This window comes from Enterobacter sp. 03-F-07-AD-ECC (assembly GCF_047530935.1).
In the GTDB taxonomy this organism is placed as follows: domain Bacteria; phylum Pseudomonadota; class Gammaproteobacteria; order Enterobacterales; family Enterobacteriaceae; genus Enterobacter; species Enterobacter cloacae.
Genome location: NZ_JBLKBZ010000009.1, coordinates 36,638 through 57,469, shown reverse-complemented (window position 1 = coordinate 57,469; position 20,832 = coordinate 36,638). Strand labels below are relative to the sequence as shown.

Genomic DNA, 20,832 nt, shown 5'->3' with positions numbered 1-20,832 from the left:
GTCATCCGGCGTTTTTCAGCAATACCGCTTCCAGCCACTGACGCAGCTCAACCGGCGCAGACTTCAGGCTGTTTGAACCGCGGGTGATCGTCGCGATCCCCGCGCCCAGTTCGTTTTTGAGTTCACGCTGGCTCATCTCACCGCGCAGTAACTCTTCGATGATCCGCACGCGCGTGCCCAACGCCTCACGCTCGTCCGGCGTCAGCATCAGTTGCAGCAGGGGTAAATGCAGATCCTGGTCGTAAGACTGGCGGAGCAACTCCACAAAACGAAGCCACTCCTGATGACGTTGTTCGGCCAGTGCCGAGGAATACGGGGAATGCTGGGTCATGTTATGCCGCCTGTTGTACTCATTAACGAGTACAGCATAACACAACCCATCCCAATCAGTAACGTCTCTGCCACTCCGCATCGCTCATCAGGGTATCTTTTTGCCCCATGAAGTAACGGTAATAGGCATCATACGCCAGCACGTTCTTCACGTAGCCGCGCGTTTCTGAGAACGGAATGCTCTCGACAAACGCCACGGCGTCGATGCGTCCGGCGCTGTTACCCAGCCAGGTACGCACACGCCCTGGGCCCGCGTTATACGCCGCAGAGGCGAAAATGCGGTTGTTACCAAACTGCTGATAGACGTACTGCAGATAGCTGGTACCAATGTTGATGTTGGTATCCGGATCCAGCAGCTGTGATGGGCTGCTGTATCCCGGGATATTAAACATCTTCACCGTATGCGTCGCCGTGCCCGGCATAATCTGCATCAGGCCGCTGGCCCCTACCGGGGAACGGACTTTCGGGTTCCAGGCGCTCTCCTGACGGGCAATCGCCATGGCGTAGCTTTGCGGAATATCTTTACCGCTGGTGTAGCGATCGAACAGATCTTTGTAGGCCAGCGGGAAACGTTCTTCGAGATGATCCCACAGCTTGCCAGCGATCGTCGCCTGAACGCTCAGATCCCACCAGTGGTTATCAAAGGCGTAACGGGCAAGCTGGGCTTTCTCATCCGTAGTGCGGCTGGTGACCAGATTCGCCCACTCGCTACGGGCGGTGTTGTCCATATTCCAGTACATCAGCTCGCGCACGCGCGCCATTTCCGGCCCCTGGGTCAACGCCGGGCTGGCGTTACCCGGCGCTTTATCAATGCGGAAGGTGTACTCCTCACCCAGACGCTGCGCGGCCACCATTGGGTAGAAGCCTCTCTGCTGCATCAGCGCGTGGAGGATCTCTTTGGCTTCGTCATCGCGTCCCCGCTCCATCAGCAGATCCGCCTGCCAGTAGCGCCATTCGTCTTTCTCTTTGGCTTCCATCGGCAGACGCGCAAGCCAGGTATTAAGGCCTTTACGATCGCCCGTCCCCAGCGCCATGCGCACGCGACGTTCCACCAGCGACGTGGAGTTGGAGCGCATAATGGCATCGTCCCGCCAGCGGGCCTGTTCGTCGGTTACGTCCGAGCCCATCAGTCTCCACGCCACGATGTCGCGCAGTTCCTGGGTTTGCTCTTCATTGAGCTGCTGTGCCTGCACCAGCTGCGGGATCATGAGCCGCGCGTTTTCGACATCGTCACGCGCCACGCTGGCAAAGGCCACCGCCGCCATCTGTCGGGTAAAATCGGTCGCTCCCGTGCTGCGGGCAAAGGTCAGAACGCTGTTGGGGTCGTTTGCCAGCGACATCACGGCCGTGGAAATGGTCTGGTAATCCGACGGCATTTGACCCGCCAGAGCCATCACCAGACGCGTGTTTCCGGCTTTCATCGACAGACGGATACGTTCAAGGTAAGCCAGCGGATCCTGTTTACCGGAAGCACGCCAGGCACCAAAGAGCGAATCACAGGCGTTCGGCTGGCTTTTCCCGGTCAGCCACAGCTCTTTTGCCCCGGCCCAGGCTTCCTCCTGCTGACCGGTGGCCCATTTTGCATAGTAATAGTTACACTGGGCTTCCGTGGTGTTCGGTTTTTCCGGGCTGAACGCCAGCAGTCCGCGCCAGTCTTCACGACGCGCCAGCTCGTTTACAAAACGAGACTGCAGGTTCCGGGCGGGCGGCAGGGTCGGGTTCGCCTGAATGAAGTTATTCACGGTGACCGTGGGTTGATTCATGAGATCGTCAGTAATCTGGCGATACTCCAGATAGGGATAGAGAGGATAGTCTTTCAGCGTCGGCATCAACGCCTGCACAGTATCCATCTGTTTGTTGTCCCACGCCTGTTTAATCTGGGCGTAGCGGTTACGTTGTTCATCCAGTGAATCGGCATGCACCGCCTGGCTTACCGCCATTACGCATACGCTGGCCGCCAGCAGACGCCAGACCACCCGTTTGGCTTTTTCCACAAGCTCTTCCTCATTGTTTTTTCGTCAATTGCAGCGTCTTGCCACGTCAAAGTCTAATTAACTTATGCTAACCAGGCATCCCGGAACGCGCCACGTTACGGACACTTTTTTACCTTTCCTGCGCGTTTTAACACTCCCGACGTTCCTGGCTGGGATTAGGGCGGGAAAAAGGCTACACTTCGAGGCTGAAATTCCTTTTCATCACGATAAAAGAGGCGAAGTCCAACGTGGCTCAATTCGTTTATACCATGCATCGTGTCGGCAAAGTGGTACCGCCGAAACGTCATATTCTTAAAAATATCTCGCTGAGCTTCTTCCCGGGCGCAAAAATCGGTGTTCTGGGCCTCAACGGTGCCGGTAAGTCCACCCTGCTGCGCATCATGGCCGGCATCGATACAGACATCGAAGGTGAAGCCCGTCCGCAGCCTGGCATCAAAATTGGCTACCTGCCGCAGGAACCTCAGCTGAACCCTGAACACACCGTTCGTGAATCGGTTGAAGAAGCAGTATCCGAAGTGGTTAACGCGCTGAAAGGTCTGGATGAAGTGTATGCCAAATACGCCGAGCCAGATGCGGACTTCGATAAACTGGCCGCTCAGCAAGGCAAATTTGAAGAGATTATCCAGGCGCACGACGGTCACAACCTGAACGTGCAGCTGGAGCGCGCCGCTGACGCCCTGCGTCTGCCAGACTGGGATGCGAAAATCGCCAACCTCTCCGGTGGTGAGCGTCGCCGCGTGGCGCTGTGCCGTCTGCTGCTGGAAAAACCAGACATGCTGCTGCTCGACGAACCCACTAACCACCTGGATGCGGAATCCGTGGCGTGGCTGGAACGCTTCCTGCACGACTTCGAAGGCACCGTGGTGGCGATCACCCACGACCGTTACTTCCTCGACAACGTGGCGGGCTGGATCCTGGAGCTGGACCGCGGCGAGGGTATCCCATGGGAAGGCAACTACTCTTCCTGGCTGGAGCAGAAAGATCAGCGTCTGGCACAGGAAGCGTCTGCTGAAGCAGCACGCCGTAAGTCTATTGAGAAAGAGCTGGAGTGGGTACGTCAGGGCACGAAGGGCCGTCAGTCTAAGGGCAAAGCCCGTCTGGCACGCTTCGAAGAGCTGAACAACACCGAATACCAGAAACGTAACGAAACCAACGAACTGTTTATTCCACCTGGCGCGCGTCTGGGGGATAAAGTGGTCGAAGTCAGCAACCTGCGTAAATCTTACGGTGACCGCGTGCTGATCGACGATCTCTCCTTCTCCGTACCGAAGGGTGCCATCGTCGGTATCATCGGTCCGAACGGCGCGGGTAAATCCACCCTGTTCCGTATGATGTCCGGTCAGGAGCAGCCTGACAGCGGCTCTATCACCCTGGGTGAAACGGTGAAACTGGCGTCCGTTGACCAGTTCCGTGACGCAATGGATAACAGCAAAACCGTGTGGGAAGAAGTCTCCGGCGGGCTGGATATCATGCGTATCGGCAACACCGAGATGCCAAGCCGTGCCTACGTGGGCCGCTTTAACTTCAAAGGTACCGATCAGGGTAAACGCGTCGGCGAGTTGTCCGGTGGTGAGCGTGGTCGTCTGCATCTGGCGAAGCTGCTGCAGGTTGGCGGTAACGTACTGCTGCTCGATGAACCAACCAACGACCTCGACATCGAAACCCTGCGCGCGCTGGAAAACGCCCTGCTGGAGTTCCCGGGCTGTGCCATGGTTATCTCGCACGACCGTTGGTTCCTTGACCGTATCGCCACCCACATCCTGGACTACCAGGACGAAGGTAAGGTAGAGTTCTTCGAAGGTAACTTCACCGAATACGAAGAGTACAAGAAACGCACGCTGGGCGCAGACGCGCTGGAGCCGAAGCGTATTAAGTACAAGCGTATCGCGAAATAAAAGCACAACGGCAACTTCGGTTGCCGTTTTTTATGTTTGTTCCCTCTCCCCGAGGAAGAGGGTCAGGGTGAGGGCATCAGGCCACACATAATCACCCACCCACGTAAAACCGCTTAACCTCATCAAACTGCATCGCAAAGTCGATATAGCTCATCAGCGCAGGCGAATTGAGCTTACGGCTCGGATAGGCCAGCCAGAGATCGTTTCCTTCAACGTTCCATTCCGGTAGCACCTGCACAAGCGCCCCTTTTTCAATTTTATCTTCCAGCAAAAAAGCGGGTAAGAGTGTGATCCCCGCACCAGCTACCGCGCACTCACGGGCATACACAAGATTATCCGTCATATGCGCATTGTCCGGCAGATAGCGGTAATCCTCACTCTCGCTTTGCAGGAGCCATTCAGACCAGGCCTTGTGGGTAATACAGCGGTGATCCACCAGCTGGCGGGGATGGTGCAGCGGCTCCCGGCGTGCCAGGTATTCCGGTGAGGCCAGCATATAGCGCGGGCAGTGGCCAATCATGCGGCCAATCAGCGAGGAGTCCTGCGGTTTACCGGTACGCAGCGCCACGTCAAAACCAGACTCCACCAGATCGAGCACATCGTCAGAAATAGAGACATCCAGTGAAACGTCAGGATAGCGGAGCTGAAACTCGGCATTCAGGTGTGCCAGTAACGTCGCGCCAATGCCCGCCGGGCAGGTGATACGAAGCCGTCCGCTGGGGTTCTCACGCAGCCGCTGAATGGCATACTCCGCCCTTTCGCTGGCCGCCAGCATCTCGCGACAATGCACCAGATAGTGCTCCCCCGCAAAGGTCAGATTCAGCCTGCGCGTGGTGCGGTTCAGCAGGCGGATCCCCACCTGCTGCTCAAGCTGGCTAATCCGCTGGCTAACGCTGGATTTCGGCAGGTCTGCTTTCTGCGCTGCGGCGGTAAAACTGCCCATCTCCGCCACCAGCGCAAACAGCGCCATATCCTGAAGCTGTTTAAACATGATTGTTCACCCTACACGAACACTCCGTTCTTGATTGTCCATCTTATCATGCGCATGACCACTTAATAGACTAGCCTCAACAAAACGCATTCCATTGAGGAGTTGATCATGTCTGTTAAAGCCATTGCCGTTAATCCTGAAAATCCCGCAGCTTTTATTGAGATCACCCAACCGATGCCACAGCCCGGTGAACACGATCTGCTGGTGGAAGTAAAAGCCGTTTCCATCAACCCGGTCGATACCAAAGTGCATGCGAGTCTTGTTAAAAACGGCCTGCAGGCGCCACGCATTCTCGGCTGGGATGCCAGCGGTGTCGTCAAAGCGGTGGGGACAAGCGTCACCGGCTTCAAACCGGGCGACGAAGTGTGGTACGCGGGTGATATTACCCGTCCGGGCAGTAATGCCACGCATCAGCTGATTGATGCGCGTATTGTCGGACAAAAACCGACAAGCCTTGGCTGGGATGCCGCTGCCGCACTGCCGCTGACCGCGCTCACCGCCTGGGAAGGGCTGTTTGAGCGCCTGAACATTCAGGATGCCGGGTCGGACAAAACGCTGCTGATCATCGGCGGTGCCGGCGGCGTAGGCTCCCTTGCGATCCCGTTTGCGAAGCACAACAGCAAGGTCAGGGTCATCGCCACCGCGTCGCGGGAAGACTCAGCCCAGTGGTGTCGCGATCGCGGCGCGGATCTGGTGGTGAATTATCGCGATCTGAAAGGTGAACTGGCCAAACAGGGCATCACCTTTGTGGATTATATTTTCATCCTCAATGATACCGATGGCCACTGGGACGCGGTCAGCGAACTGATTGCGCCGCAGGGACACATCTGCTCCATCGTCGAAAATGCGCACCCGCTGAACCAGGACAAGCTGAAATCCAAATCCGCCGCCCTGCACTGGGAATTCATGTATACCCGCAGCATGTACCAGACTGCCGATATGGGGCGTCAGGGCGAGATCTTAAACGAGGTGGCAAAGCTGGTGGATAACGGCGTAGTGGAGAGCTCGCTCAGCGAAACGCTGCACGGGCTGAGCGTGGAAAGCATTACCGAGGCCCACCGCAAAGTGCTGGACGGGCATATGCGCGGGAAGGTGGTGGTTGCGTTCTGAGTGGATAATTCCCCCTCACCCTGCCCTCTCCCCATGGGGGAGAGGGTTAGGGTGAGGGGCAAACCTGTGACTTTACCCCTGCTCCCCCATCATCTCCTTCACCAGCTCGACGCAGCGCAGGAAACGGGTGTCGTAATCCGACGCTTCAACGTGGACAAACTCCACGTTGTTCTCATGAAGCATCTCCACCAGCATCGTCTGGAACTCTTTCCTGTCCACTGAGCTACCGAGGCTGCGCATCCCGTCGGCGACCCACGGCGTGTTGTTTTCCAGCAGGATCACCAGGTCGAAGCGATATTCATCGATCAGCGCCTGTACGAAGGGGTGCTCGCGTCCTTCATACTTCTTACAGAAGGCTTGTGTAGTGACAAAATCGGTGTCGATGAAGGCCACTTTGTTGGCGTATTTCACCGCGAAATCAATGTACTGAGCATGGCCTAGCGCGATTTTGTCGTAATCAGAATACTGCAGCGCCATCTCGTCTCCCCCCAGATGGGAAAAGACATAATCACGTCCGTATTCCCACGCGCTGGTAGTATTGAAGATATTTGCCAGCTTGTTAACCAGCGTCGATTTCCCGCTGGATTCACCGCCCAGAATCGCAACTGTGCGCACAAAGAACGGCTTCACTTCGGTCGGGATGTAATCCCAGTAGCGGAACGGGTTTTCGCGGATCTGCGCCCCGCTGATGTTCATGAATGTACGCTTCGGATCGATCAGCACCGTTTCAATGCCCAGATGCTCGCGGAACTGCGGTGCGTCGGACTCTTCAGAGGTGTAGATCCAGTTGGGCGCAATCCCTTTCTCTTCCATAAACGCTTTAATGCCGTTGCTCCACACGTCCCAGCCGTGTGGATACGGCTCCATGCCCTCTTCGTTAAAGGCATGAATGCGAATGTTTTTCTGATATTTGAAGGTCTGAAGCAGCCAGCGCAGGCGATCCGGCACCGTCGGCTGCTGCGACATGGCGCTATCTTCGAACAGCTGACGGTCACGGGTTTCATCGTAACCCATGATGATGTGCAGTTCGTCGACCTGGCTACAGGCGCGCTGGATCAGGTAGATATGGCCGGTATGCAGCGGGTAAAACTTGCCAAACACCACGCCGATGTTCTTTTGCATACGCGGGAATTCAAGCCCCAGAAAGCGATGTAACGCTTCCAGCTTTTGCGCGCTGGGGCTTTTGATTTTGGCGTTCAGCAACTGGCTAAGATAGCCTTTCGTCATGCCGCTGGCGTCAGCCACCTGCTGTAGCGTGCAGCCTTTCTGACGGATTGCGGTCTTGATGTAGTCAAATGATGACATAAATTACGGTGCCTCCTGCAAAATCGAATACGTAATTATAAGTCGTCAAAGACATTTAACGCATCTGCGAGTTTTTTAACGCCAAATACCTGCATCCCTTCGGGGATCTTCTTCGGCACGTTGGCCGCCGGCACAATCGCCCGGCGGAAGCCATGTTTCGCCGCCTCGGAGATGCGCTCCTGGCCGCTGGGCACCGGGCGGATCTCCCCGGCCAGCCCCACTTCGCCGAAGACCACCAAATCCTGCGGCAGCGGTCTGTCACGCAGACTGGAGACCATCGCCAGCAGCAGCGCCAGATCGGCACTGGTCTCTGAAACTTTCACGCCCCCGACCACGTTGACGAAGACGTCCTGATCGGCCATTTGCAGGCCACCATGACGGTGTAGCACCGCCAGCAGGATCGCCAGACGGTTCTGTTCCAGACCGACCGCCACGCGCCGCGGGTTACCCATCATCGAGTGATCCACCAGCGCCTGAATTTCAACGAGCAGCGGGCGCGTCCCCTCCCATAGCACCATCACCGAACTGCCGGAGGTGACTTCATCTCCCCGGCTCAGGAAGATGGCCGACGGGTTGCTGACTTCGCGCAGCCCCTGCTCGGTCATGGCAAATACGCCTAGCTCGTTCACCGCACCAAAGCGGTTTTTGTGGCTGCGCAGGGTACGGAAGCGGGAGTCTGCGTCGCCGTCCAGCATCACGGAGCAGTCGATACAGTGCTCAAGCACTTTTGGCCCCGCCAGGGAGCCGTCTTTGGTAACGTGGCCGACCATCACAATCGCCACGCCGCGGGTTTTGGCAAAACGCGTCAGATACGCGGCGGTCTCACGCACCTGCGCCACGCTGCCCGGCGAGGACTGAATATCCGCCATGTGCATCACCTGGATGGAGTCAATCACCATCAGCTTCGGCTGCTCTTCTTCAGCAATCATGCAGATCTGCTCAATGCTGGTTTCCGACAGCATATTCAGATTGCCGGTAGGCAGACCCAGACGGTGTGCTCGCATCGCCACCTGCTGCAGAGACTCTTCGCCAGTGACGTACAGGGTTTTCATCTGCTCGGCGAGCTTGCAGAGCGTTTGCAGCAGCAGGGTCGATTTACCCGCTCCCGGGTTACCGCCGATCAGGATCGCACTGCCCGGCACCACGCCGCCGCCAAGCACGCGGTCAAATTCTTTGAAGCCGGTGGAGAAGCGCGGCAACGCTTCCAGACTGATTTCTGACAGTTTTTGGACTTTTGCCACACCGGCATTACCCGCATAGCCGCTCAGGCGTTCATTGCGGGCCACACTCGGCGAAGCCGCCACACCACGCACTTCGGTGATGGTGTTCCAGGCATGACAGGCGCTGCATTGCCCCTGCCAGCGCGGATAATCCGCACCACATTCATTACAGACAAATGCGCGTTTTGGGGCTTTAGCCACGGTTTACCTCGTTATTTCAGTGCGGCCTGCGCGCCGGGTGGCGCTAACGCTTACCCGGCCTACAATCGCATACCGTTATTTCTGATTCAGGCTGCCGGAGAGGATGCAGAATACACCCATCAGGTCAGCGTGACGGATTGTCACTTCCGTCTTTTCATTCACTTTTGGCTTGGCATGGTAGGCAATGCCAAGACCGGCAACTTTGATCATCGGCAGATCGTTTGCGCCATCGCCAATGGCAACGGTCTGGGCAACCGGAATTTCATATTTCTCGGCCAGTCGGCTCAGCGTATTGGCTTTATACTGCGCATCCACGATATCGCCGAGCACCTGCCCGGTCAGCTTACCGTCCATGATCTCCAGCTCGTTGGCGACCACGGTGGTCAGATGCAGTTTTTCCCGCAGGTAATCCGCGAAGAAGGTAAAGCCACCGGAAGCGATAGCCACTTTCCAGCCCAGCGACTGGAGCTTCAGCACCAGTTGCGTCAGCCCGGGCATCAGCGGCAGTTCATCGCGCACCTGACGCAGGATATTGGCATCGGCCCCTTTGAGGGTCGCCACGCGCTGTCTCAGGCTGGCAGTAAAATCCAGCTCGCCGCGCATCGCGCGCTCGGTCACTTCCGCCACCAGCTCGCCGCTGCCCGCCAGTTTGGCAATCTCATCGATACACTCAATCTGGATGGCGGTAGAGTCCATATCCATCACCAGCAGACCCGGCGTTTTCAGATGCGGGATTTTACCCAGCGGGGCAACGTCCAGCCCGGCATCGTGCGCCAGACGCGTCGCGCGCTGCGTCAGGGAACCGGCCAGGCGAATGACCTGATAATCTTCCACACACCAGGCGGCGACAATCACCATCGCCGCACCCAGTTTAGTTTGATATTGGGTAAGGCGTTGCTTATCCAGGCCGCGTCCGTACAGCAGCCAGCCGCTACGGCCAGCGTGGTAATCCAGAGGCATCACCTCATCGCCACTTAAAGAGAGCGGCAATCCTGGCCATAAAGAGACATCCGTTGGCAGGTCGCACCAGGTAATGTTCGGCATTGAAGCTCCTGTAATTTCGTTCGCGCCGGAAGGTTCCAGAGGGAAAATAACGCATGAGGCTACCCTGTAACCATCACTTCTGGCAACATTAAGCCGTAAATTTTCAGCAGGTGGAATATGGCTCGCGCAAAACTGAAATTCCGGCTTCATCGCGCCGTGATCGTCCTTTTCTGTCTCGCCCTGTTAGTGGTGCTGATGCAAGGGGCGTCGTGGTTTAGCCAGAATCATCAACGGCAACGGAATCCGCAGTTTGAGGAGCTGGCCCGCACGCTGGCGCGTCAGGTTACGCTTAACGTCGCGCCCGCTATGCGTACCGAAACGCCGGATGACAAACGCATCAGCCAGGTTTTGCGTCAGTTAACCGAGAACAGCCGTATCCTGGATGCCGGTGTCTACGATGAAAAAGGCGATCTGATTGCCCGCGCGGGCGAGCATGTCGACGTACGCGACAGGCTGGCGCTGGACGGTAAAAAAGCCGGGGGCTACTTTAACCAGCAGATCGTCGAACCTATTCAGGGCAAAAATGGTCCGCTGGGGTATCTGCGCCTGACGCTCGACACCCATACCCTGCCCACGGAAGCAAAACAGGTGGATAACACCACCAATATACTCCGTCTGATGCTCCTGCTCTCCCTCGCCATTGGCGTGGTACTGGCCCGCACCTTGCTGCAGGGCAAGCGCACCCGCTGGCAGCAGTCGCCCTTCCTGCTGACCGCCAGCAAATCTGTTCCTGAAGACGAAGAGAGCGAAAAGAAAGATTAGTGATAAAGTAGGCTGATGATTCGGAAAAGGAACTCTGCCATGACGACGTTACGCCTGCTGCTCTCTGACTCTTACGATCCGTGGTTTAATCTTGCGGTGGAAGAGTGCATCTTCCGCCAGATGCCCGCCACCCAACGCGTGCTGTTTCTCTGGCGCAATGCCGACACGGTGGTCATTGGCCGCGCGCAGAATCCGTGGAAAGAGTGTAACACCCGGCGTATGGAAGAGGACAACGTCCGTCTGGCGCGCCGCAGCAGCGGCGGTGGTGCGGTATTCCACGATCTGGGCAATACCTGCTTTACCTTTATGGCAGGTAAGCCGGAATACGACAAGACCATCTCAACGTCCATTGTCCTCAACGCGCTCAATTCGCTCGGCGTGACGGCAGAAGCCTCCGGGCGTAACGATCTGGTGGTCAAAACGCCCGACGGAGATCGCAAAGTGTCAGGCTCAGCCTATCGCGAAACACTGGATCGCGGCTTCCACCACGGCACCCTTCTTCTTAACGCCGATCTCAGCCGTCTGGCGAACTACCTGAATCCCGACAAGAAAAAACTGCAGGCCAAAGGGATCACTTCCGTGCGGGGGCGCGTGGCCAACCTGGTTGAGCTTCTGCCGGACATCACTCACGCGCAAATCTGCGAGGCGATCCAGGAAGCCTTCTTTGCCCATTACGGTGAGCGCGTAGAGGCAGAGGTGATCTCCCCGGATAAAACCCCGGATCTGCCCAATTTCGCCGAAACCTTTGCCCGTCAGAGCAGCTGGGAGTGGAACTTTGGCCAGGCGCCTGCCTTTTCGCATCTGCTGGACGAACGCTTTACCTGGGGCGGCGTGGAGCTGCACTTTGACGTAGAGAAAGGTCATATCACCCGCACGCAGGTGTTTACGGACAGCCTTAACCCGGCGCCGTTAGAGGCGCTGGCGGCTCGTTTGCAGGGCTGTTTGTATCGGGCGGATATGCTGCAACAGGAATGCGATGCGTTGATCGGGGATTTCCCGGAGCAGGAAAATGAGCTGCGGGAGTTGTCAGCGTGGATTGCACGGGCCGTGCGCTAGGTGCGGCCTGGTGCTCTCACCCCAACCCTCTCCCACAGGGAGAGGGCCGGAAGAGACAGAATTACTCTTTATCGCCCAGCAGAACGGATTCCAGCGCGATTTTGATCATGTCGTTGAAGGTGGTCTGACGCTCAGCAGCCGTGGTCTGCTCGTGGGTACGGATGTGGTCAGATACGGTGCAGATGGTCAGCGCTTTCGCACCGAACTCAGCCGCGACGCCGTAGATGCCCGCCGCTTCCATTTCCACGCCCAGGATGCCGTATTTTTCCATTACGTCGAACATCTCGCCGCCGTCCGGCGCATAGAACAGATCCGCAGAGAACAGATTACCCACGCGAGCATCAACGCCCAGCGCTTTAGCCGCGTCAACCGCGTTACGCACCATGCCGAAGTCAGCAATCGCCGCGAAGTCGTGATCTTTGAAACGCATACGGTTGACTTTGGAATCGGTGCAGGCACCCATACCAATCACCACGTCACGCAGTTTAACGTCCATGCGCACCGCGCCGCAGGAGCCAACACGGATGATTTTCTTCACGCCGAAGTCGGTGATCAGCTCTTTGGTGTAGATGGAGCAGGATGGAATACCCATACCGTGGCCCATCACGGAGATTTTGCGGCCTTTGTACGTTCCGGTGAAGCCCAGCATGCCGCGAACGTTGTTCACTTCACGCACGTCTTCGAGGAAAGTTTCTGCAATGTGTTTCGCGCGCAGCGGGTCGCCCGGCATCAATACGACGTCAGCGAAATCACCCATTTCTGCGTTAATGTGAGGAGTTGCCATCTTCAGTTCCTTTTCATTGTAAATTCGCCCTCTCCCCGTGGGAGAGGGTTTGGGTGAGGGCATCAGGCCGCACCCAACATAACTCAGAACATCGCCTTGCCATATTCCATGTCAGACGTTCCAAAATATTTCGCAATCGTCTGGCCGATGTCCGCGAAGGTTTCACGGTGACCCAGCGAGCCCGGTTTCACTTTCGGGCCGTACACCAGCACCGGAATGTGCTCACGGGTGTGGTCAGTACCGGTCCAGGTTGGGTCACAGCCGTGGTCAGCGGTCAGGATCAGAATGTCATCTTCACCCACCAGCTCCATCAGCTCTGGCAGACGACGGTCGAACAGCTCCAGGCCGGCCGCATAACCCGCCACGTCGCGACGGTGGCCCCAGGAGGAGTCGAAGTCGACGAAGTTGGTGAAGACGATGGTGTTATCACCCGCTTCTTTCATCTCTTTGACGGTCGCGTCAAACAGCGCATCCAGGCCAGTGGCTTTCACCTTTTTGGTAATACCGCAGTTAGCGTAGATATCGGCGATTTTACCCACGGAAACCACATGGCCGCCTTTCTCATCAACCAGTTTCTGCAGCACGGTAGGTGCCGGTGGCTCAACGGCCAGGTCGTGACGGTTACCGGTACGCTGGAAGTTACCCGCTTTGTCGCCGATAAACGGACGCGCGATAACACGACCAATGTTGTAGCCGCCTTCGGTCAGCTCTTCACGGGCGATTTCGCACAGCTCGTACAGTTTATCCAGGCCAAACGTCTCTTCGTGGCAGGCAATCTGGAATACGGAGTCAGCTGAGGTGTAGAAAATCGGCTTACCGGTTTTCATGTGCTCTTCGCCGAGCTGATCCAGAATCACAGTACCGGAAGAGTGGCAGTTACCGAGGTAGCCCGGCAGGTTGGCGCGTTTCACCAGCTTATCAAGCAGTTCCTGCGGGAAGCTGTTCTCGTGATCGGAGAAATAGCCCCAGTCAAACAGAACCGGCACACCGGCGATTTCCCAGTGTCCAGACGGGGTGTCTTTACCGGAAGAGAGCTCATGCGCCCAGGCGTAAGCGCCCACCACTTCCGCGTTGCCGTCCATACCGGCAGCGATTTTACCGGTAGAACCTTCGTGCGCTTTCACCAGACCGAGGCGGGTCAGATTGGGCAGAGTCAGAGGGCCTTTACGACCGTTGTCCGCTTCGCCTTTCGCACAGGCTTCCGCGATGTGACCCATGGTATCGGAACCCACGTCACCAAAACGTTCTGCATCTTCGGTTGCGCCGATGCCGAATGAGTCCAGCACCATAATAAATGCACGTTTCATAATTGTTCTCCGTACGTAGTGCTAAAAATGATTGATCAGATCAGTATACCGCTATTCGGTGATACGACGATAGACCGAAGGCGAGCTTTCTGGTGCTTTATCCGCAAGCGTAATAGCCGCTTTCACCGCCTTCGCCGCCTCCTGCCAGCTGGCTTCGTCTTTGGCGTGGATCACCGCCAGCGGACGTTCTCCGTCAACGCTGTCGCCCAGACGGGCCATATCGGTAAAGCCAACGCTGTAATCAATGGTGTCCGATGCCTGACGACGGCCGCCGCCCATCGAGACCACCGCCATACCCAGTGCACGGGTGTCCATAGCAGAGACAAAACCTTCGCTATCGGCATAAACGGCTTTGCTGAGCGTCGCGGTCGGCAGGTATTTCGCGTAGTTTTCCACGAAGTCGGTCGGGCCTTTTTGCGCCGCAACCATGCGGCCAAAGATCTCTGCCGCTTTGCCGTTATCCAGCACCGCCTGCAGCTTCGCGCGCGCTTCAGCGTCGTCTTTCGCCAGTTTGCCTGAAATCAGCATCTCGACGCACAGCGCCATGGTCACGTCGAACAGTCGTGGGTTGCGGTATTCGCCTGTCAGGAACTGAACGGCTTCGCGCACTTCGACGGCGTTACCGGCGCTGGAGGCCAGCACCTGATTCATGTCCGTCAGCAGTGCGGTGGTGCGCACGCCTGCGCCGTTGGCAACGCCAACGATCGCTTCAGCAAGCTGAGCAGAGAGTTCATAGGTTGGCATAAACGCGCCGCTGCCCACTTTTACGTCCATTACCAGCGCGTCCAGCCCTTCTGCCAGTTTCTTCGCCAGAATAGAGGCGGTGATCAGCGGGATGGAGTCAACGGTTGCGGTGATATCGCGGGTTGCGTAGAAGCGCTTGTCTGCCGGGGCAAGCGAGCTGGTCTGGCCGATGATCGCCACGCCAACGTCTTTAATAATTTCGCGGAAGCGGTTGTCATCCGGGAAGATATCGAAGCCCGGAATGGCTTCCAGTTTGTCGAGCGTACCGCCGGTGTGTCCCAGGCCGCGCCCGGAGATCATCGGGATATAACCGCCGCAGGCCGCCACCATGGGGCCGAGCATCAGAGACGTTACATCGCCTACGCCGCCGGTGGAGTGTTTGTCGACAATCGGGCCGTTGAGGTTGAGGCTCTTCCAGTCCAGTACGGTTCCTGAATCTCGCATCGCCATGGTCAACGAGACACGCTCAGGCATCGACATATCGTGGAAGAAGATGGTCATCGCCAGGGCTGCAATCTGCCCTTCTGAGATGGTGTTATCTCGAATGCCGTTGATAAAGAAGCGGATCTCTTCGTCGCTTAATGCATGACCATCACGTTTTTTACGAATAATTTCTTGTGCGAGAAACACGGTAACCCCCATGAGGAATCGGGTGAATGATGGCGGGTACGATATACCCGACCACGATCCTGTAGGCCGGGTAAGCGTAGCGCCACCCGGCAATTCAAACTTAATAGCTGCTGGCGCTCTTACCGTCGCCATGACCCAGCGCTTTCAGCAGGCTTGCCAGCAGGCTGGACGCGCCGAAGCGGTAGTGACGTGAGTCCGCCCACTCTTCGCCGAACAGCTCGTCGGCAATCGCCAGGAACTGCTGCGCGTCTTCCGCAGTACGCACACCGCCCGCCGGTTTAAAGCCCACAGTTTTGGACACGCCCATATCGCGGATCACTTCCATCATGATGCGCGCGCTTTCCGGGGTCGCATTCACCGGCACTTTACCGGTAGAGGTTTTAATGAAATCCGCACCGGCTTTGATGGAGATTTCGGACGCTTTACGAATCAGCGCTTCTTCTTTCAGTTCGCCGGTTTCGATGATCACTTTCAGCAGCACGTTTGCCGCCGCGCAGGCGTCTTTACAGGCTTTCACCAGGTCAAAGCCCACCTGCTCGTTGCCCGCGATCAGCGCACGGTACGGGAATACCACGTCAACTTCGTCTGCGCCGTAGGCAATCGCCGCGCGGGTTTCCGCCAGCGCGATCTCGATATCGTCGTTGCCGTGCGGGAAGTTAGTTACGGTTGCAATGCGCACGTCCGGGGTACCCTGCTCTTTCAGCGTTTTGCGGGCAATCGGGATAAAGCGCGGATAGATGCAGACAGCGGCAGTGTTGCCCACTGGCGTTTTCGCCTGATGACACAGGGCGATGACTTTTTCATTGGTGTCGTCATCGTTCAGGGTGGTCAGGTCCATCAGTTTCAACGCGCGCAGGCTGCTTGCAGTTAAATCGGTCATAACATTCTCCAACGGCGGTGCCGTATCAATTTTACCTTGCGGGTCTGTGAGTATTCTAACATCCACCCGCATTCACACTTCGACATTCATCACAGTTAATGAAAACTACGTACAAATTTGCATTACTGTAATGAGATCTGATTCAAAATTTTATGCGTGAACTGCTGACGAATGCAGCGATTCCCCTCGTCAGATCAAAAGCCCTGACAGGATGGCTTCCTACAATCCGTTCATCATCCGCAGAACAATCAAGGAAGCGAACATGCCCCACGCCAGCCCCGACGCCCTGCAACAACGTTGCCAGCACATTGTGACAAGCCCGGTGTTAACCCCGGAACAGAAACGTCATTTTCTGGCGCTGGAAGCGGAAAACAATCTGCCTTATCCGGCACTTCCTGAGGCGGCTCGTGCCGCGCTGGACAAGGGATTTATCTGCGACATGTTTGAAGGCCACGCGTCCTATAAACCCCGTTATGTTCTGCCGGATTACGCAACGTTTCTGGCTAAAGGTTCAGAATGGCTGGAGCTGGAGGGGGCGAAAGATCTGGATGACGCGCTCTCGCTGTTAACCATTCTCTACCATCATGTGCCTTCAGTAACATCAATGCCGGTCTATCTCGGTCACCTTGATGCCTTACTGCAACCCTATGTTAGAATTCTAACACAAGAAGCGATCGATAGCCGAATAAAACGTTTCTGGCGCTATCTCGACAGAACGTTGCCGGACGCCTTTACGCACGTCAACATCGGTCCGGCAGATACCCCCATCACCCGCGCCATTTTGCGTGCCGATGCAGAATTGAAGCAGGCTGCACCGAATCTGACGTTTATTTATGACCCGGACGTGACGCCGGACGATCTCCTGCTTGAGGTGGCAAAAAATATCTGTGAATGCAGCAAACCGCATATTTCCCATGGCCCGGTGAATGATAAAATTTTCACAAAAGGCCGCTATGGCATCGTGAGCTGTTACAACTCGCTGCCGCTGGCGGGCGGCGGCAGTACGCTGGTCCGCCTCAATCTGCGGGCGATTGCTGAACACAGCGCGTCACCCGACGATTTCTTCACGCGTATGTTGCCGCACTACTGCCAGCAACAAATGGCCATCATTGATGCCCGCTGCGCGTTTCTCTATCAACAATCCGGCTTCTTTGAGAATAGCTTCCTGGTGAAAGAGGGGCTGATTGATGCCGATCGCTTTGTACCGATGTTTGGCATGTACGGCATGGCAGAGGCAGTGAATACGCTTTGCGAAAAAGCGGGTATCGACGGCCGTTACGGGATGAGCGAGCAGGCCAACGCGCTGGGCTATCGCATCAGCGAGCAGCTGGCGGCGTTTGTGGAAAACACGCCGGTGAAATACGGCTGGAAACAGCGTGCGATGCTCCATGCACAGTCGGGAATAAGTTCAGATGTCGGTACCACTCCGGGTGCGCGTCTGCCGTACGGCGACGAGCCGGATCCCATCACTCATCTGCTGGCCGTGGCGCCGCATCACCCGCACTACTCCGCCGGGATCAGCGACATTCTAACGCTGGATGAGACGGTAAAACGCAATCCGCAGGCGGTCGTGCAGCTGTGCCTGGGGGCGTTTAAGGCCGGTATGCGGGAATTTACCGCCAACGTAGCCGGTAACGATCTGGTGCGCGTGACCGGCTATATGGTGCGGCTGTCGGATCTGGCACAGTATCGCGAAGCCGGATCGCGCACCAATACCACCTGGCTTGGCGAAGAAGCCGCACGCAATACCCGCATTCTGGAACGTCAGCCGCGCGTGGTCAGCCATGAACAGCAGATGCGCTTTAGTTAGTCAGGTTATCCCCTTCTCCTGCGTGGACGGGCCGGGCAGCCGCCTGGCCCTCTTCCTGCAGGGCTGTAACCTGCGCTGTAAAACCTGCCACAACCCGTGGACCATCGGGCGCTGCAACGACTGCGGCGACTGCGTGCCCCACTGCCCGCACGATGCACTGAACATTCAGGCCGGGCGCGTCTGGTGGCAGGAGAGTCGGTGCCAGCAGTGCGATACCTGCCTGCATCTGTGCCAGCAGCAGGCAACGCCAATGGCGCAGCACCTGAGCGTGGAAGAGATCCTCGCGCAGGTCCGTAAAGCCGCCCCTTTTATTGAAGGGGTTACCGTGAGCGGCGGCGAAGCCACTACCCAGTTGCCGTTTTTGATCGCCCTGTTCACGGCGATCAAAACGGATCCCGCCCTGCGCCACCTTACGTGTCTGGTGGACAGTAACGGTCTGCTGGGGGAAACCGGCTGGCAAAGACTGCTGCCGGTACTGGATGGCGCGATGGTGGATCTCAAGGCGTGGGGAAACGAACATCACCGCGTGCTGACCGGACGCGAAAACCCGCAGATTAAGCAAAGCATTCGCTGGCTGGCGCAGCATCAGCGGCTGACGGAACTGCGTTTACTGATGATCCCTGAGCAGTGCGATTATCTGGAGCATCTTAAGCCCCTGACAACATTTATCCTCGGGCTGGGGAATGTGCCGGTACGCATTAACGCGTTTCACGCGCACGGGGTTTACGGCGAGGCGGCGTCATGGCGCAGCGCTACACCGGAGGACATCGAGCCGCTGGCGCTGGCGCTCGAAAAACAGCACATCACGGTGATCCGCCCGGCACTTTACCTATAGCGTGATGCCAAACAGCGCGCGGGTATTTTCCAGCAGCGCATCTGCAATCTCCGTTTCCGGCTCCTCACGCAGTTCACACAGCGTGGTAAACACGCGTGCCGCCTGTTCCGGGCGGTTCGGCTGTCCCTGAAAACCGTTTAATGGCATATCAGGAGCATCCGTTTCCAGTAACAGAGCAGACAGCGGCAACTGTGCCATTACGTCGCGTGTTTTGCTGGCCCGGGGATAGGTAATGGTACCGCCCACGCCAATCTTATAGCCCAGTTCAATAAAACGCTGCGCCTGCTGCAAGCTACCGGAGAAACCGTGCACCACTCCTTTTCGCGGCAGATCGATGCGTTTCAGGTGCATCGCCAGTTTGTCGTGCGTACGTCGTGAGTGGAGGATCACCGGCAGATCGTGACGCTTTGCCAGCCTGAGCTGGGCATCAAGGATCGTCTGCTGGCGTTCAAACTGCGGATTATCGCGATAGAGATCGAGGCCGATCTCACCCATCGCGACCAGTTTGTTTTCGCGGGTTTGCAGCGCCGCATCCAGTACGTCGAGATGTTCGTCCAGATGGTGTTCTATCACTATAGGATGCAGACCCAGTGCGGCATACAGCGCATCATGGCGGCGGGCGAGATCAAGCACGCGCTCGAATCTGTCCACTTCGATTGCAGGCACAATCATCGCGTGGATACCCGCCTGAGCGGCGCGCTCAATGCTCTGCGTCTCGTCCCCCGTAAACGGCGGAAAATCAAAGTGGCAGTGGGTATCAACAAAACGGTGCGTCACGCCAGATCCTCGTTATCCAGTAAAGCGTCATTCGCCTGCGGGACATCCACCAGCGGCACGGTCAGCGGATCGTTAGCCACAATCGCAGGCGGCGTAATAATGTGTTTGTGCCGGTGCAGCGGCGGTTGCTCTGCCAGCATTTTTCCAACCGTCGCCAGGAAGTAGCGTCCGCACAGTCGCCCCGTTTTATAATCTGCACGCAGCGCGGGAACACGGCTGCCGAGCGCCATACTGACCAGCGGTTTCGGCGGATAAATTTCAAAAATACGCAGCTTACCCGGCGGTTTTTCGATAAAGCGTTGCATCGCGCCGTAGGTGGTTTCATGCTGCTTCGCGATATTCACCAGCGGCTGCAAACTGCTGTCGCCCAACCAGCGCTCCATCCGTTTAAACCACTGCGGCGTGTAGTACATTTGCGACGGCACAGTGCGGATCACCACAATGGTTTTTGCCCCCCGCCGGGCCGCTTCCTGCACCGGCACCGCGTCACTGATGCCGCCGTCGAGATAGCTGATGCCGTCCAGCAGCGCGCCGGTCCGATAAAAACCGGGAATGGCGCTGGAGGCACGGATGATATCCAGCCAGTTCTCTTTTTGAGGAGAGAAATAGCCCGGGGAATAATCATCGCCCCGGCTGGCGCACATCCAGAATTCTTTGCCGCTATCAAACAGGCGTGCGGCGGTATCCATCGCCAGCGGCATCTGGCTGGAGGTGGATTCCAGCAGCCAGTCGAGATCGATCAGGTTGCCGCCGCGCACGAAGCGCACCGGGTTAAAAAATTCTTTCGCCGTGGTGTAGCGCATAATGACTTTTCGCGCATAGCCAGGCTGGTTACAGACATAGGCAGACAGGTTCTGCGCCCCGGCAGACGTGCCGAAGTAAAGGTCAAACGGGTTGAATTGCGCGCGCATAAATTCATCCAGCACGCCGGCGGTAAAAATGCCGCGCTGCCCGCCCCCCTCGCAAACCAGCGCAAGTTGACCAGCACGAAACGGTTTTAACGTCAGCGGCGCAATATTGCCGAGCGTAACGGGAATTCGTTGCCCCACCTCTGCTTTCCTGTTTTGATTATTTTCTCTCTCCACAGTAACGCACCCGACCAGCAACGCAAATAAGAAAAAGCCAGTCATCACGACTGGCTTTTTTTTGTTTGAGGA

Annotated in this window: 18 protein-coding genes; 6 read left to right on the top strand and 12 right to left on the bottom strand. The window is 57.1% G+C overall.

The window, feature by feature from the left end; translation table 11 throughout:
* Nucleotide 1: 1 nt before the first annotated feature.
* Nucleotides 2-331, bottom strand: coding sequence for a trp operon repressor (gene trpR, locus ACMWKA_RS15185; protein ID WP_013095502.1), 330 nt, complete (start codon nucleotides 329-331; stop codon nucleotides 2-4).
* 55 nt (nucleotides 332-386) lie between these two features.
* Nucleotides 387-2,324 (bottom strand): murein transglycosylase, encoded by a 1,938-nt coding sequence (gene sltY / locus ACMWKA_RS15180; RefSeq protein ID WP_414760388.1) that lies wholly within the window; start codon nucleotides 2,322-2,324, stop codon nucleotides 387-389.
* 227 nt (nucleotides 2,325-2,551) lie between these two features.
* On the opposite strand from sltY, the gene ettA reads away from it, so the two are divergent.
* Entirely contained in the window at nucleotides 2,552-4,219 is a 1,668-nt protein-coding gene (gene ettA / locus ACMWKA_RS15175; protein ID WP_013095500.1) for an energy-dependent translational throttle protein EttA, read from the top strand.
* Between the two features lie 91 nt (nucleotides 4,220-4,310).
* Here the strand turns inward: ettA and ACMWKA_RS15170 are convergent, their stop codons facing one another.
* Nucleotides 4,311-5,210 carry a LysR family transcriptional regulator gene (locus ACMWKA_RS15170; protein ID WP_045292797.1) on the bottom strand — a complete coding sequence of 300 codons (900 nt, stop codon included), beginning with the start codon at nucleotides 5,208-5,210 and terminating at the stop codon, nucleotides 4,311-4,313.
* A 108-nt stretch (nucleotides 5,211-5,318) separates the two neighbouring features.
* Here ACMWKA_RS15170 and ACMWKA_RS15165 point away from each other — a divergent pair, with 108 nt between their 5' ends.
* Nucleotides 5,319-6,320 carry a zinc-binding alcohol dehydrogenase family protein gene (locus ACMWKA_RS15165; protein ID WP_038418650.1) on the top strand — a complete coding sequence of 334 codons (1,002 nt, stop codon included), beginning with the start codon at nucleotides 5,319-5,321 and terminating at the stop codon, nucleotides 6,318-6,320.
* Nucleotides 6,321-6,392: 72 nt separating this feature from the next.
* On the opposite strand, the gene nadR is transcribed toward ACMWKA_RS15165, so the two are convergent.
* The 3 genes from nadR to serB all read right to left on the bottom strand — a co-directional run bounded on the left by nadR (nucleotide 6,393) and on the right by serB (nucleotide 10,090).
* A complete protein-coding gene (gene nadR / locus ACMWKA_RS15160) occupies nucleotides 6,393-7,625 on the bottom strand; it encodes a multifunctional transcriptional regulator/nicotinamide-nucleotide adenylyltransferase/ribosylnicotinamide kinase NadR (protein WP_014830583.1) in 1,233 nt (410 codons plus the stop codon).
* Nucleotides 7,626-7,660: 35 nt separating this feature from the next.
* Entirely contained in the window at nucleotides 7,661-9,046 is a 1,386-nt protein-coding gene (gene radA / locus ACMWKA_RS15155; RefSeq protein WP_013095496.1) for a DNA repair protein RadA, read from the bottom strand.
* Between the two features lie 75 nt (nucleotides 9,047-9,121).
* Entirely contained in the window at nucleotides 9,122-10,090 is a 969-nt protein-coding gene (serB, locus tag ACMWKA_RS15150) for a phosphoserine phosphatase (RefSeq protein WP_013095495.1), read from the bottom strand.
* A 117-nt stretch (nucleotides 10,091-10,207) separates the two neighbouring features.
* On the opposite strand from serB, the gene ACMWKA_RS15145 reads away from it, so the two are divergent.
* The gene (locus tag ACMWKA_RS15145) at nucleotides 10,208-10,852 is read left to right on the top strand and encodes a YtjB family periplasmic protein (protein WP_013095494.1); all 645 of its coding nucleotides are present in this window, start codon (nucleotides 10,208-10,210) and stop codon (nucleotides 10,850-10,852) included.
* A 39-nt stretch (nucleotides 10,853-10,891) separates the two neighbouring features.
* Complete coding sequence (gene lplA, locus ACMWKA_RS15140; protein WP_094085093.1) at nucleotides 10,892-11,908, top strand: lipoate--protein ligase LplA; 1,017 nt, start codon at nucleotides 10,892-10,894, stop codon at nucleotides 11,906-11,908.
* Between the two features lie 61 nt (nucleotides 11,909-11,969).
* On the opposite strand, the gene deoD is transcribed toward lplA, so the two are convergent.
* The 4 genes from deoD to deoC form a co-directional block, all read right to left on the bottom strand.
* Nucleotides 11,970-12,692: a purine-nucleoside phosphorylase gene (gene deoD, locus ACMWKA_RS15135; RefSeq protein WP_013095492.1), complete on the bottom strand. Its 723-nt coding sequence runs from the start codon at nucleotides 12,690-12,692 to the stop codon at nucleotides 11,970-11,972.
* Between the two features lie 83 nt (nucleotides 12,693-12,775).
* Nucleotides 12,776-13,999 (bottom strand): phosphopentomutase, encoded by a 1,224-nt coding sequence (gene deoB / locus ACMWKA_RS15130; RefSeq protein ID WP_013095491.1) that lies wholly within the window; start codon nucleotides 13,997-13,999, stop codon nucleotides 12,776-12,778.
* Between the two features lie 51 nt (nucleotides 14,000-14,050).
* Nucleotides 14,051-15,373 carry a thymidine phosphorylase gene (gene deoA / locus ACMWKA_RS15125; RefSeq protein WP_013095490.1) on the bottom strand — a complete coding sequence of 441 codons (1,323 nt, stop codon included), beginning with the start codon at nucleotides 15,371-15,373 and terminating at the stop codon, nucleotides 14,051-14,053.
* 100 nt (nucleotides 15,374-15,473) lie between these two features.
* The gene (gene deoC / locus ACMWKA_RS15120) at nucleotides 15,474-16,253 is read right to left on the bottom strand and encodes a deoxyribose-phosphate aldolase (RefSeq protein ID WP_013095489.1); all 780 of its coding nucleotides are present in this window, start codon (nucleotides 16,251-16,253) and stop codon (nucleotides 15,474-15,476) included.
* A gap of 262 nt (nucleotides 16,254-16,515) precedes the next feature.
* Between deoC and ACMWKA_RS15115 the strand changes: the two genes are divergently transcribed.
* Nucleotides 16,516-18,063: a YjjI family glycine radical enzyme gene (locus tag ACMWKA_RS15115; RefSeq protein WP_414760387.1), complete on the top strand. Its 1,548-nt coding sequence runs from the start codon at nucleotides 16,516-16,518 to the stop codon at nucleotides 18,061-18,063.
* Nucleotides 18,038-18,898, top strand: coding sequence for a YjjW family glycine radical enzyme activase (locus tag ACMWKA_RS15110; RefSeq protein ID WP_130626867.1), 861 nt, complete (start codon nucleotides 18,038-18,040; stop codon nucleotides 18,896-18,898). The genes ACMWKA_RS15115 and ACMWKA_RS15110 overlap by 26 nt, the downstream gene beginning before the upstream one ends.
* On the opposite strand, the gene ACMWKA_RS15105 is transcribed toward ACMWKA_RS15110, so the two are convergent.
* Both ACMWKA_RS15105 and ACMWKA_RS15100 read right to left on the bottom strand, forming a co-directional pair.
* Nucleotides 18,893-19,675 carry a TatD family hydrolase gene (locus ACMWKA_RS15105; RefSeq protein WP_023621924.1) on the bottom strand — a complete coding sequence of 261 codons (783 nt, stop codon included), beginning with the start codon at nucleotides 19,673-19,675 and terminating at the stop codon, nucleotides 18,893-18,895. The genes ACMWKA_RS15110 and ACMWKA_RS15105 overlap by 6 nt on opposite strands.
* A complete protein-coding gene (locus tag ACMWKA_RS15100; protein ID WP_020684448.1) occupies nucleotides 19,672-20,724 on the bottom strand; it encodes a patatin family protein in 1,053 nt (350 codons plus the stop codon). The genes ACMWKA_RS15105 and ACMWKA_RS15100 overlap by 4 nt, the downstream gene beginning before the upstream one ends.
* Between the last annotated feature and the right edge of the window lie 108 nt (nucleotides 20,725-20,832).